Source organism: Halomonas sp. HK25 (assembly GCF_047795635.1).
Taxonomy (GTDB): Bacteria; Pseudomonadota; Gammaproteobacteria; order Pseudomonadales; family Halomonadaceae; genus Halomonas.
The window spans coordinates 441,756-453,993 of the sequence record NZ_CP181044.1 but is presented as its reverse complement, the minus strand read 5'-3'; the positions used below and the strand labels follow the sequence as shown (position 1 = coordinate 453,993).

12 protein-coding genes are annotated in these 12,238 nt (G+C 63.9%); 4 read left to right on the top strand and 8 right to left on the bottom strand.

The window, feature by feature from the left end:
- Positions 1-152 precede the first annotated feature (152 nt).
- Positions 153-1,181 carry a Fe(3+) ABC transporter substrate-binding protein gene (locus ACM26W_RS02215; RefSeq protein ID WP_416139245.1) on the top strand — a complete coding sequence of 343 codons (1,029 nt, stop codon included), beginning with the start codon at positions 153-155 and terminating at the stop codon, positions 1,179-1,181.
- A gap of 90 nt (positions 1,182-1,271) precedes the next feature.
- Here the strand turns inward: ACM26W_RS02215 and polA are convergent, their stop codons facing one another.
- Positions 1,272-4,031 (bottom strand): DNA polymerase I, encoded by a 2,760-nt coding sequence (polA, locus tag ACM26W_RS02210; protein ID WP_416139244.1) that lies wholly within the window; start codon positions 4,029-4,031, stop codon positions 1,272-1,274.
- 158 nt (positions 4,032-4,189) lie between these two features.
- On the opposite strand from polA, the gene ACM26W_RS02205 reads away from it, so the two are divergent.
- The 3 genes from ACM26W_RS02205 (at position 4,190) to speA (ending at position 7,440) form a co-directional block, all read left to right on the top strand.
- A complete protein-coding gene (locus ACM26W_RS02205; RefSeq protein WP_416139243.1) occupies positions 4,190-4,477 on the top strand; it encodes a DUF2782 domain-containing protein in 288 nt (95 codons plus the stop codon).
- Positions 4,478-4,561: 84 nt separating this feature from the next.
- Positions 4,562-5,521, top strand: a complete 960-nt coding sequence (locus ACM26W_RS02200) for a homoserine kinase (RefSeq protein WP_416139242.1) — start codon at positions 4,562-4,564, stop codon at positions 5,519-5,521.
- Positions 5,518-7,440, top strand: coding sequence for a biosynthetic arginine decarboxylase (speA, locus tag ACM26W_RS02195; protein ID WP_416139241.1), 1,923 nt, complete (start codon positions 5,518-5,520; stop codon positions 7,438-7,440). Before ACM26W_RS02200 ends, speA begins: the two co-directional genes overlap by 4 nt.
- Positions 7,441-7,529: 89 nt before the next feature.
- Here speA and ACM26W_RS02190 read toward each other — a convergent pair whose 3' ends face one another.
- The 7 genes from ACM26W_RS02190 to ACM26W_RS02160 all read right to left on the bottom strand — a co-directional run bounded on the left by ACM26W_RS02190 (position 7,530) and on the right by ACM26W_RS02160 (position 12,219).
- Positions 7,530-8,195: a fumarylacetoacetate hydrolase family protein gene (locus tag ACM26W_RS02190; RefSeq protein WP_416139240.1), complete on the bottom strand. Its 666-nt coding sequence runs from the start codon at positions 8,193-8,195 to the stop codon at positions 7,530-7,532.
- A gap of 1,065 nt (positions 8,196-9,260) precedes the next feature.
- Positions 9,261-9,845 (bottom strand): YqhA family protein, encoded by a 585-nt coding sequence (locus tag ACM26W_RS02185; protein WP_416139239.1) that lies wholly within the window; start codon positions 9,843-9,845, stop codon positions 9,261-9,263.
- A 33-nt stretch (positions 9,846-9,878) separates the two neighbouring features.
- On the bottom strand, positions 9,879-10,904 hold the full coding sequence (locus ACM26W_RS02180; protein ID WP_416139238.1) for a CNNM domain-containing protein: 1,026 nt from the start codon (positions 10,902-10,904) through the stop codon (positions 9,879-9,881).
- A gap of 204 nt (positions 10,905-11,108) precedes the next feature.
- Positions 11,109-11,270: a hypothetical protein gene (locus tag ACM26W_RS02175; protein ID WP_416139237.1), complete on the bottom strand. Its 162-nt coding sequence runs from the start codon at positions 11,268-11,270 to the stop codon at positions 11,109-11,111.
- A gap of 167 nt (positions 11,271-11,437) precedes the next feature.
- On the bottom strand, positions 11,438-11,611 hold the full coding sequence (locus ACM26W_RS02170; protein WP_416139236.1) for a hypothetical protein: 174 nt from the start codon (positions 11,609-11,611) through the stop codon (positions 11,438-11,440).
- A 26-nt stretch (positions 11,612-11,637) separates the two neighbouring features.
- Positions 11,638-11,859 (bottom strand): DDE-type integrase/transposase/recombinase, encoded by a 222-nt coding sequence (locus ACM26W_RS02165; RefSeq protein ID WP_416139235.1) that lies wholly within the window; start codon positions 11,857-11,859, stop codon positions 11,638-11,640.
- Positions 11,860-11,928: 69 nt separating this feature from the next.
- Positions 11,929-12,219 (bottom strand): helix-turn-helix domain-containing protein, encoded by a 291-nt coding sequence (locus tag ACM26W_RS02160; protein WP_416139234.1) that lies wholly within the window; start codon positions 12,217-12,219, stop codon positions 11,929-11,931.
- Positions 12,220-12,238 lie beyond the last annotated feature (19 nt).

The following is a 12,238-nucleotide window of genomic DNA, read 5'->3' as shown; positions in this document are numbered from 1 at the left end:
CGGGTCATCTTCGCGCGCCTCCCTGCGTCACGACGCGCCGTCGGCCGCTTGACGGCGCACTTGCAAAACGCTTCAATAGCAATGGAAGAAATGTAACGCATTCTCATCCAATAATTCCCCCTTGCCCCGCAAGGCCAACGAGGTGCCTAACCATGATCCACCGCTATCGTCTCGTCGTCCCGTTCGCCACCGCGCTGGTCGGCTCGGCATTTGCCGCGACTGCCGCCGCCGATGAGGTGAATCTCTACTCGGCGCGCCACTACGACTCCGACGAGAAGCTCTATGAGCTCTTCACCGAACAGACCGGGATCAAGGTCAACCTGCTGGAAGGCGACTCCGATCAGTTGATCGAGCGCATCAAGCGCGAGGGCGTGGCCAGCCCCGCCGACGTTATGATGACCGTCGATGCCGGTCGCCTGTGGCGTGCCGAGCAGGAAGGTATCTTCCAGGGCATTGAATCCGATGTGCTCAACGAGCGCCTGCCGGAGGCCATGCGTCATCCCGAAGGCCAGTGGTTCGGCTTCAGCCAGCGCGTACGGGCGATCTTCTACAATCCCGAGAACATCGATCCCAGCGAAATCACCTCCTACGAGGATCTGACCGATCCTCGCTGGGAAGGCGAGGTATGCATCCGCTCCTCCAACAACATCTACAACCAGTCGTTGCTGGCCTCAATGATCGACCATCATGGCGTCGAAGGTGCCGAAGAGTGGGCTCAGGGCATCGTCAACAACATGGCGCGTCAGCCCGAGGGTGGCGACACCGACCAGATCCGCGCCGTCGCGGCCGGCGAGTGCAACCTGGCCGTGGCCAACCACTACTACTACGTGCGCCTGATCAACTCCGACGATGCAGCCGATCGCGAAGTAACCGAGAAGGTCAACATTCTGTTCCCCAACCAGGACGACCGCGGCATTCATGTCAACGTGGGCGGCGCGGGCGTGGTCGAGGGTGCCCCCAATCGCGAGAACGCCATTCGCTTCCTCGAATTTCTCGCTTCCGACGAGGCCCAGGAAATCTTCGCCGGCGCCAACTACGAGTACCCGGTGGTAGAGGGCGTGAAGATGGACGAGACCCTGGAGTCCTGGGGCGAATTGAACAAGGACGAGATCAACGTCAGCGTGCTGGGTGGGAACAACCCCGAGGCGATTCGTATCTTCGATCGCGTCGGCTGGCGCTAAGCACGAGTCCTGATACAGGCAAAAGCCCGCGGCCTCGGCTGCGGGCTTTTGCGTTGATGATCATGCCGGACGAGCACAGCGGTCGGTGCTTCAATGCGCCTCGTCCCAGTTCGCCCCACTCTCCGCCTCGACGATCAGCGGCACGCTGAGCTCAGCGGCGGCCTGCATGCGCGCCTTCACCTGCTCGATGAAGGCGTCCACCTGCCCTTCGGCCACCTCGAAGACCAGCTCGTCGTGGACCTGCATCACCATCCAGGCATCCATCTCGCCTGCCCGCAGCCAGGCGTCCACGTCGATCATCGCGCGCTTGATGATATCCGCCGCGGTGCCCTGCATGGGGGCATTGATCGCCGTGCGCTCGGCGCCCTGGCGGCGGGCGCGGTTCTGGGAGTGGATCTCCGGCAGGTAGAGGCGCCGGCCGAACACGGTCTCGACGAAGCCATCTTCCGAAGCCTGTGAGCGGATACGCTCCATGTAGCGCGCCACGCCGGGGTAGCGGTCGAAGTAGCGCTCGATCCAGGTCTGCGCCTGGTTGCGCTCGATATGCAGCTGGCGACCCAGGCCCCAGGCGCTCATGCCGTAGATCAGCCCGAAGTTGATCGCCTTGGCGCTGCGCCGCTGATCGCCCGAGACCTTGTCGAGGGGCACCCCGAACACCTCGGCGGCGGTGGCGGAGTGGATATCGCGGCCCTCGGCGAAGGCCGCAAGCAGCCCCTTGTCCTCGGAGAGGTGCGCCATGATGCGCAGCTCGATCTGGGAGTAGTCGGCGGCGACGATGCGGTAGCCGGGCCGGGCGATAAAGGCCTGGCGGATCTTGCGTCCCTCCTCGGTGCGAATCGGGATGTTCTGCAGGTTGGGGTCGCTGGAGGAGAGCCGCCCGGTGGCGGTGACCGCCTGATGGTAGCTGGTGTGCAGCCGCCCGGTGGCCTTGTTGACCAGTCGCGGCAGCTTGTCGGTGTAGGTGGACTTGAGCTTGGCCAGCCCCCGGTGCTCCATGATCACCTTGGGCAGCGGGTAGTCCAGCGCCAGCTCCTCCAGCACCGCCTCGGCGGTGGAGGGCGCCCCCTTGGGGGTCTTCTTGAGCACCGGGATCTTCTGCTCCTCGAAGAGGATCTGGCCGAGCTGCTTGGGCGAGCCCAGGTTGAACTCGCGCCCGGCCAGCTCATGGGCGCGCGCCTCCAGCTCGCGGATGCGCACCTCGAGCTCGCGGCTCTGGGTGTGCAGCCGCTCCGGGTCCAGCGCCACCCCGGTGCGCTCCATGCGCGACAGCACCGGCACCAGCGGCAGCTCGATCGCTTCCAGTACCTCGACGAGCCGACCCGTGGCCTCCAGGCGCGGACGCAGCTCACCATGCAGGCGCAGGGTGATGTCCACGTCCTCGCAGGCGTAGGGGGCGGCCTGCTCCAGAGCGATCTGGTTGAAGGTGAGCTGCTTGGCGCCCTTGCCGGCGATCTCCTCGAAGGAGACGGTCTTCTCGCCCAGGTACTTGAGCGCCAGGGAATCCATGTCGTGGCGGGTGGCGGTGGAGTCCAGCACGTAGGACTCCAGCATGGTGTCCTCCAGCGGCCCCGCCACCGTGATGCCGTGGCTGGCCAGCACCGAGATGTCGTACTTGAGGTTCTGGCCGATCTTGGTCTTCGATGTGTCTTCCAGCAGCGGCTTGAGCGCAGCGAGCACGGCGTCGCGGTCGAGCTGCGCGGGGGCATCCAGATAGTCGTGGGCCAGCGGGATATAGGCCACCTCCCCCGCCTCCAGCGCCAGCCCCACGCCGACGATCTGCGCCTCCATGTAGGCCAGGCTGGTGGTCTCCAGGTCGAAGCAGAAGGCCTCGGCCGCCTCGAGCCTCGCCAGCCAGGCATCCAGCTCGTCCTGCTCGAGGATCACATGGTCTTCGCGGGCGGCACTGCCGCCGGCGTCATCCGCCGCGCCGGGGGCGGGCGTGCCACCCGCGACATCATCGACCCCCTCGTCCTCGCCCTCCAGCAGCTCGGAAAGCCAGGCCTTGAACTCATACTCCCGGTAGAGCTCGAGGAGCGCTCCACGGTCCGGATGGGCGATGCCCAGGTCGTCGAGGCCTACCGGCAGCTCGCAGTCGGTCTTGATGGTGGCCAGCTGGTAGGAAAGAAACGCCTGGTCGCGGTGCTCCTCGAGCTTCTTCGGCAGGGTCTTGGCCCCGCGGAAGTCCAGGGTCTTGACCCGCTCCAGGTCGGCGTAGATGGTCTCGAGCCCGCCCTCCATGCCCTGCAGCAGGCCCAGCGCGGTCTTCTCGCCCACGCCGGGAACCCCGGGGATGTTATCGACCTTGTCGCCCATCAGCGCCAGGTGGTCGATGATCAGCTCAGGTGGCAGGCCGAACTTCTCCTTCACGCCATCGACGTCCAGGGACTCGTCCTTCATGGTGTTGACGAGGGTGATGTGCTGATTCACCAGCTGGGCCATGTCCTTGTCGCCGGTGGAGATCACCGCGTCGCGGCCCGCCTCGGTGGCCCGGCGGGCCAGGGTGCCGATGACGTCATCGGCCTCCACCCCCTCGATGCACAAAAGCGGCAGCCCCAACGCCCTCACGCAGGCGTGCAGCGGCGCCACCTGGGAGCGCAGGTCATCGGGCATCGGCGGGCGGTGGGCCTTGTACTCGGCGAACAGTTCGTCGCGAAAGGTCTTGCCCGGCGCATCGAAGACCACCGCCATGGGACTGTCCGGATAGTCCTTGATCAGCCGCTTGAGCATGTTGAGCACGCCCTTGATGGCGCCGGTGGGCTGGCCGTTGGAGGTGGTCAGCGGCGGCAGGGCGTGGAAGGCGCGGTAGAGGTAGGAAGAACCGTCGACGAGTACGATGGGGGTATCGGCCATGCAAGGCATCCATTGAGACTGAGCGGGAAGTGATCCTGATCACCCATGATACGCATTGCCCGGCCGTTTTGCCGCGGGTGGTGGGCTGCGAGGGCGCAACGTCATACACTGAGGGCCATAAGCCACTACATCTGCCGCGCTGCGGCCAGGAGGCCACCATGATCGTGACACGCACCCTTATCGCCCTGCTGATGGGGCTCGCGCTGGTCGCCACCGTTCCCGCCCTGGCCCAGTCCACCGCCGATCTGGAGCCGGATATCACCATCCGCCAGGAGGAGGATCAGACCATCCGTGAGTACCGCATCAACGGCGAGCTCTACGCCATCGAGATCCGGCCCTCGCGCGGGCCCTCCTACTACCTGGTGGATCACGACGGCGATGGCAACTTCGAGCGCCAGGATGGCGACCGCCTCGCCGTGCCGCAGTGGATCCTGCGCAGCTTCTGAGGCGAATATCTCTCTCTCGGGACGCGTGCATCACACTGCCAAGTCGCTACAATAGGCGGCTTGGCATTCCCGGGTGAGAGACACATGGCCGTATTCACACCGCTATCCGAGACCCAGGTCGCGGACTTCCTGGCACGCTTCGATGCCGGCTCGCTGGTCTCCCTGGAAGGCGTACCCGCCGGCACCGAGAACAGCACCTTCTTTGTCACCACCGACCGACGCCAGCTGGTGCTGACCCTGTTCGAGCAGGGCGATTTCGGCGAACTGCCATTCTTCGTCGACCTGCTCGACTACCTGGACGAGCACCGCCTGCCGGTGCCCGGTCCGCTGCACGACCGCGAGGGCGTGGCACTGCACCGCCTGGCCGGCAAGCCCGCGCTGCTCTTCCCGCGCCTGCCCGGCTGGCACCCCAAGGCGCCCAACCTGACCCAGTGTGCGGCCCTCGGGGACGCCCTGGGCCATATGCACAAGGTGTCGCAGCACTTCCCCGGCCACCGTCCCAACCCGCGGGATCTTCACTGGCTGCTGCCCATGCACCACAGGGTGCTGGTCTACCTCTCGGCAGAAGACCAGACCCTGATGAAGGACGAGGTGGAGATCTATCAGGACGCCTTCGGCAACGCCCCCGAACTGCCTCAGGGCACCCTGCACGGCGACCTGTTCCGCGACAACACTCTCTATGAGGGTGACCGGCTGAGCGGCATCATCGATTTCTACAACGGCTGCACTGGCGACCTGCTGTTCGACCTGGCCATCGTCATCAACGACTGGGCCACCGACGCCGACGGCCACCTGGATGCCGAACGCCATGACGCCCTCCTCGCCGCCTATCAGGCCCGCCGCCCGCTCACCGCGGCCGAGCGCGAGGCGTGGCCGATGATGCTGCGCCTGACCGCGCTGCGCTACTGGCTGTCGAGGCTGCTGGTGGTCTACGTGGATCCGCCGGCCCACGATCTCACCCCCCACGACCCCGAACGGTTTCGCACCATCCTCAAGGCTCGACTTGAGCACGGCGCTCTCCCCCTCCCGGAGGTGAATGCATGAGTCTCTCCATGGCCAGTGCCGGCAGCCCGGCAAAGCGCGCGCGGCGCGTCTGGAATATCGACCAGTGGGGCAGCGGCTACTATGACGTGGACGACTCCGGTCACGCCCTGGTGCGCCCCCTGGGCAGCGAGATCGAGGGCCCGGCCCTGCCGCTGGCTGACCTGGTCGCGCAGCTCAAGACCGCCGGCCTGCGCCTGCCGGTGCTGGTGCGCTTCATCGACATCCTGCACGACCGCGTCGAGCAGCTCTGCGCCGCCTTCGACACCGCCATGGTCGAGGAGGAGTTCGGCGGCGGCTATACCGCCGTCTATCCGATCAAGGTCAACCAGCAACGCCGGGTGGTGGAGGAGATCCTCGCCACGCCCGAGCGCGGCCGCGACCGGGTGGGCCTCGAGGCCGGCAGCAAGCCGGAACTGCTCGCCGTGCTGGCGCTCTCCGGCGACGGCCCCTCGCTGATCGTCTGCAACGGCTACAAGGATCGAGAGTACGTGCGCCTGGCGCTGATGGGCGAGAAGCTCGGCCACCGGGTCTACTTGGTGGTGGAGAAGCTCTCGGAGCTGCCGCTGATCCTCGAGGAGGCCGCCGAGCTCGGCGTCAAGCCACGCATCGGCCTGCGCGCCCGCCTGGCCACCGTGGGCCGTGGCCGCTGGCAGAACACCGGCGGCGAGAAGTCCAAGTTTGGCCTCACCGCCAGTCAGATTCTGGCCGTGGTGGATCAGCTGCGTGAGGCCAACGCTCTGGAAAGCCTGCAGCTGGTTCACTTTCACCTGGGCTCGCAGATCGCCAATATCCGCGACATCCAGCGCGGCCTGCGCGAGTGCGCGCGCTTTTACCAGAGCCTGGTGGAACTGGGCGCCCCGGTGGACACCGTGGACGTGGGCGGCGGCCTGGGCGTCGACTACGAAGGTACCCGCTCGCGCAGCTTCTGCTCGGCCAACTACTCGATGCTCGAGTATGCCCGCAACGTGGTCTACGCCTTCCGCCTGGCCTGCCAGGAACATGGCCTGCCCGAGCCGCACCTGATCAGCGAGTCGGGCCGGGCGCTGACCGCCCACCACGCGGTGCTGATCAGCAACGTGATCGGCGAGGAGCGCATCAGCGAGACGGCGCCGGAGCGCCGCGTCGAGGACGATCCCCAGGTCAAGGAGCTGTGGCGGGTCCACGACCTGCTCCACGAACAGGTGGAGCCGCGCGGCCTGGTAGAGGCGTGGCATGACCTGGTGCAGGCCATGGGCGAGCTCCATGAGCGCTTCGTGATCGGCATGACCGACATCAACGCCCGGGCCGAGGGCGAGGCGGTCTATTTCGCCGCCTGCGCGAGCCTGCGTGCCCGTCTTGACACCCGCAACCGCGCCCACCGCGAGATCGCCGACGAGCTGGCCGAGAAACTCGCCGACAAGCTGTTCGTCAACTTCTCGCTGTTCCAGTCGGTGCCCGACGTCTGGGGTATCCAGCAGATCTTCCCGGTGCTGCCGCTGACCGGCCTCGACCAGGAGCCGGTGCGCCGCGGGGTGATCCAGGACATTACCTGCGACAGCGATGGCCGCATCGACGGCTACGTGGACGGTCAGGGAGTGGAGACCACCCTGCCCCTGCCCGAGTGGCAGGAGGGCGACGAACAGCTGCTGGGCTTCTTCCTGGTGGGTGCCTATCAGGAGATCCTCGGCGACCTGCACAACCTTTTCGGCGACACCGACTCGGTTGACGCCACCCTGGCCGAGGACGGCAGCTGGACTCTCAGCCATATCCAACAGGGCGACCGGGTCGCCGACGTGCTCAGCTACGTCAACTTCGACGCCGAGGTGCTGCGCAACAACCTCGCCGAGCAACTCGCCGACAGCGGCCTGGAAGAGGCCGAGCAGCAGCGCTTCCTCGATGACCTCTCCGAGGGGCTGGCCGGGTATACCTACCTCGAGTAGCCGATCTCTGCTTCCCCTGAACGTAACGACGCCCCGCAGCCATGCTGCGGGGCGTCGTCGTCTGACTCACCACCGGGAGCGCTGTGGACTCACTCCACCACGCGGCTGGTAATCTCCAGACCGCCGGTCAGGGTAAAGTGCAGCTCGGCACCGCGCGACAGCGGGCCGACGCCGGCCGGGGTGCCGGTAAGCACCACGTCACCCGGCTGCAGGGTAAAATGACGGCTCATCTCGGCCACCAGGGTGGCGACCGGAAAGAGCATGTCGGCGCCCTCGCCGCGCTGGCGAAGCTCACCATCGATCTCGAGGGTAAAGGCCAGGGCGCTCCAGTTGGGGACCTGGGAGAGCGGCAGGAAGGCGGAGAGCGGGCAGGCCCCATCGAACGCCTTGGCGGTTTCCCAGGGGTGCCCCTTCTCCTTGAGACGGGTCTGCAGGTCGCGCAGGGTCAGGTCCAGCCCCAGGCCGATGCCGACAATCGCGCGCTCGGCCTCGTCGGCGGTAGCATGGGAGAGCTCATCGCCGATCAGCAGCGCCAGTTCGGTCTCGTAGTGCACCTCGCCCCGGGAGAAGGGCGCATCGATGGGCTCTTCCAGCGGGACCGCACAGGTCGCCGGCTTGATGAAGAGCAACGGCTCACTGGGCACCGGATTGTCCAGCTCCCTGGCATGGTCGGCATAGTTGCGGCCGACGCAGACGATCTTGCCGAGCGCGTGGGGAAATTCCTGGCCATCGGTAAAACGTGGGACAAAGCGCATGGCGGGTCTTCTCCTTCTCATTTTGCGTGCCGCATCTCGGCGACCAGCCTCACAGTCTACCGCACCATGCGCCGCGTACCACCTCCGCGGGGCGGGCTGGTTGCCCCACCCCACCGGTGACCAGGCAGGACAATAGTCCTTGTGGCCAAAAGCGCCTGCCAGCCTCAGCGCACGATCGTACGCCTGGGGTCGACAGCCTCTCCCCCGGTGGCAGGCACAAAAAACCGCCTCAAGGGACGGTCGCGGTTCGCTTGTATCATGCTGATTGACAGGGCTTTGGTGGTGCCGGCACCAGGAGTCGAACCCGGGACCTACTGATCACAAGCTACACTACCAAAACACCTTGAAAAATCAATACGCTGTGGCGTGAGAGAGTCTTCGTGAAATGCTTACACGGACAACTTGAGGGCAGGTTTCATCACCAGCATCACACGGCATCATCAAGAAGCTATTGAAGAGGACGAGGCTCCAGCTGTCAACCTGAATGAGCGAGACCTAATTCAGACGATAGTAGGAGCTGGACCAGCAGGCCGATGCGGGGAAGCCACATGATGAAGACGAAAGCGATGCCAGGGACTCCCGAGCCAGCCCCTGGTACCGCAGTTGGTTGATGGTCAGATTTTCGCTCGAGCTCGGCTGAGCCTAGATGTGCCCCTCCAGCACGCTGCTTAGGCTTCCCATATCGACCTCGACGTACTCCAGCGTCGTGCTGATATTGCTGTGGCTAGCAGCGCCTTGACGATGTGCAGGTTACGGTCCGGCTCCTTCATCAGCTCGGTGCCCAGTGTATGGCGGAATCGGTGCAGGCTCAGCTGATAGCCGCAAATCTGGGAAAGCTTCTGACGAGATAACTAAAAAAGGGGATCAGTTCCTTAAGGCAAAACCGACCCTTGCGGAAAGGTCGAAGCACATACGCGGGAACTCAGCGAGCAGTGCCGGACTTTGGCAGAGGACAATGCAAAACTGCGAGCAATTGCCGCGAGCCGGGCGACCTTTTTCGCCGACATCAGCCACGAGCTAAGCGCTTGGACACCGCCTGCGGCATGGATTGCTGCTACCCGCCGGCTATTCCTTGCGTTGCGCAAGGCCCATCAGATATAACGCGGCGGCAAGAGCGAGTACCGAAAGTGCCAGATAGATCGCATCCAGCGGGGTCTGGAAACGGATGTCGACCACGGCGCGGAAGAACTCGATGATCACCGCCAGGATGACCACCCGCGCGATCTTGTCCTTGAGCTGGTCGAAGGACTGCACGTTGAACGGGTGGTGAAGAGCGTGATCTTCGGCTTGCTCGATGGGGGAAACAAATAGTCGGTAAACCCCTAGGCCGAAGATCAACAGGACGATGGCAATCAGGTAGATATCGATCGCCATGATGATGCTTGGGACCACGTTATCGTGAATATCGTCCACGCTACCGAGCAGGTAATAAGCCACGGTATCGATCAACACCTTGATGATATCGATGGTGCCGATGGTAAAGAGCACTACTGCGCCGAGCAGGCTCGGCACCACCGCCATCATCACCAGAAACCGTGAATTCCATAGAAAGCGCTCCAGCAATCTTTCGGTGCGGCCCTGCGGGCTGGGCGATGAGCCGGTCGTTGGCGCCGGCCGAGTATCGTCTTGCGAAGTAGGATCTATCGGCATGAGGTCGGACTCTCAGGTCAAGGCAGCGCTATCTCAGCCTGGTAATGAATGGTGCTTCAGACGCTTTAACCAGCGCTGTTTGGCATAATGACGAAGATTGTGCACGCTATCGGTTTCATCGACAATGTCCTGGCCAAGGATGGTTTCAATGATATCTTCTAGGGTGATCAGCCCCACCCAGGTTCCGTGTTCATCATGCACTACCCGCAGGTGGTGATGATCTCGCAGCATATCAGTGAAAACCTGCTCGATGCTTGTGGTATCGGGAATGCTGACGATAGGCCTCTTCAGTTCACTCATGGTTTGTGTATCTTCGGCATGGTACATGTCGGAGCGGTGTACGTATCCGAATGCCTGTTCGCTCTGATCCATCACCGGCAGGCGTGTATAAGGTGCCTTGCTATAACGAGTATTAAACTCCCCGACCGTCATCTTCGGAGGCACTGTTTCGCATACCGTGCGAGGCGTCATGGCATCCTTCACCGCCATCTCATGCAGGTTGAGAATATTGATGATGGTCCGCGACTCCTCCGGGTCGAGTACCCGCTCCTCTAGGCCGATGCGAGACAACGCCTTGATCTCGGCGCGGAGGTCGACGTCGTGAACGGATTTCCCCAATCGCCGGGTGATCATTTCCGAGAGCCAGATGAACGGCGTCAGCAGCACGATCATGACTCGCAGTAGCGGAGGGAGAAGAGGCGCCAACTGACGCCAGTAGGTCGCGCCAAGGGTCTTGGGAATGATCTCCGAGAGCACCAGAATCAGCAGCGTCATCACCGCGGAGGCTACTGCTATGTAAGGCTCTCCGAATATCACCGCAACCTGAGCTCCGACGCCGGTGGCGCCAACCGTATGTGCAATGGTGTTGAGCGTTAGAATAGCGGCCAGTGGCCGGTCGATATTGGCTTTAAGTGCCGCGAGCGCCGCATGGGCGGTAGGGCGGCCCTCCTTGAGCTGGGCAATATAGCTCGGGGTCAGCGAGAGCAGCGCCGCTTCAAGTACAGAACACAAGAACGATACGGCAAGTGACGCAACGACGATCGCTGCAAGGAGAATCATGAGGGCTCGCTGAAAGGGCTGTTTCCGCTATATACGGAATTGCCGCGGCACTGTCAATGGCGACCTGCCAATGCGCCTTCTCGGGCCACGCATTATCCGCAAGGTCGAAACTGCCAGCGCCGGATATTGGCACAGCGAATGGCTACTGGTCGAGCGGTGCAGGTGCCCAAGCGCGTGGGGGCCCCACACCGCTCGCGGAACCTGTCAACCTGATTCAGACAGATCGTTAAAAATTAACGTCGATTTCGTGGCGGTATCGCTTGCCGCTGACAGCGTCGGGAAGTTCACCACGCTGTAGGGTGCCGGGTCGTCGTCATCGGGCTGTACCGGATTGATCGAGACACTGGCCGGTGGCATCGCCAACATCGGGCGTCCGCGCGTGAATCGCTCGGGATGCGCCTCGACGCTTTGATCGAGGGCTTGCTGGCGAACCTCCGCGAGAGCGCGATGACGGCCGGTGAAGACCCGCTCTGGCGTGAAGCCGGCCAGCCCGCTGTGATGGTGCTACAGGTTGTACCAGTCGACATAGGCGCTTACCACTGCCGGGCATGCGCGATGCTCTCGAATCGTCCCGGGTAGTCGGGCGGGTACTTGCTGGTCTTGAATTGGCTTTCGCTGAAGGGGTTGTCGTTACTGACCCGCGGCCGGCTATGGCTGCACGTCACGCCCAGCTCTCCCATCAGATCCAGGTAGCTGTGCGCAATCATCGGCGAGCCCCGGTCCTGGTGGAGCGTCAGTGCCCCATGCGGAATGCCGTAGCGGTCCACCGCCTCCTGGAAGAGTACTGGGCCAGTGCGGCATTCTCCTTGTGAGAGACCATCCAGGCCACGATGAAGCGGCTGTACAGGTCCAGCACCACGTAGAGGTTGAGGTAGACGCCACGGCGTCGCGTGGGCAGTTTGCTGATGTCCCACGTCCAGGCCTCATTGGCGGCCCTTGCCGTGATACGTGGCATCGCATAGTGCTGAGGCCCACGCTGAGGCCGGCGGTCACCGCTTTCCTTGGCTTCACGCAGCTGCCGATATCAGGTACTGAGCGAGCCGAGGTAGATCCCTTGCTGCAGCAGGTCGTGGTAGATCTCATAGACCGGCAGATCCCGATAGGGCTCGCTGTGCGCGACCTCGAAGATTTGCGCGCGCTCCTCGGCCGATAGGGCGCTGGGCTGCGGGCAGTGCCGGCGGGACGTCGATGCCTCGTTGGAGCGCGCATGCTGCCGCTGTCGCCAGGCATACACCGTGCTGCGATTGACGCCTAGGGCACGGCAGGCCTTCGCCAACGGGAGATGCGTCGGGCGCTCTTCCAGCACCGTCATCATCCCGGCTTATTCATGAGGG

Excerpts from the sequence above, each read along its gene's own strand:
- ACM26W_RS02180 (WP_416139238.1), bottom strand. The coding sequence starts at position 10,904 with ATGATTCTCCTTGCAGCGATCGTCGTTGCGTCACTTGCCGTATCGTTC.
- ACM26W_RS02215 (WP_416139245.1), top strand. The coding sequence starts at position 153 with ATGATCCACCGCTATCGTCTCGTCGTCCCGTTCGCCACCGCGCTGGTC.
- ACM26W_RS02160 (WP_416139234.1), bottom strand. The coding sequence starts at position 12,219 with ATGATGACGGTGCTGGAAGAGCGCCCGACGCATCTCCCGTTGGCGAAG.
- polA (WP_416139244.1), bottom strand. The coding sequence starts at position 4,031 with ATGGCCGATACCCCCATCGTACTCGTCGACGGTTCTTCCTACCTCTAC.
- ACM26W_RS02175 (WP_416139237.1), bottom strand. The coding sequence starts at position 11,270 with ATGTTGGCGATGCCACCGGCCAGTGTCTCGATCAATCCGGTACAGCCC.
- speA (WP_416139241.1), top strand. The coding sequence starts at position 5,518 with ATGAGTCTCTCCATGGCCAGTGCCGGCAGCCCGGCAAAGCGCGCGCGG.
- ACM26W_RS02170 (WP_416139236.1), bottom strand. The coding sequence starts at position 11,611 with ATGATTGCGCACAGCTACCTGGATCTGATGGGAGAGCTGGGCGTGACG.
- ACM26W_RS02200 (WP_416139242.1), top strand. The coding sequence starts at position 4,562 with ATGGCCGTATTCACACCGCTATCCGAGACCCAGGTCGCGGACTTCCTG.
- ACM26W_RS02190 (WP_416139240.1), bottom strand. The coding sequence starts at position 8,195 with ATGCGCTTTGTCCCACGTTTTACCGATGGCCAGGAATTTCCCCACGCG.
- ACM26W_RS02185 (WP_416139239.1), bottom strand. The coding sequence starts at position 9,845 with ATGCCGATAGATCCTACTTCGCAAGACGATACTCGGCCGGCGCCAACG.
- ACM26W_RS02165 (WP_416139235.1), bottom strand. The coding sequence starts at position 11,859 with ATGCCACGTATCACGGCAAGGGCCGCCAATGAGGCCTGGACGTGGGAC.
- ACM26W_RS02205 (WP_416139243.1), top strand. The coding sequence starts at position 4,190 with ATGATCGTGACACGCACCCTTATCGCCCTGCTGATGGGGCTCGCGCTG.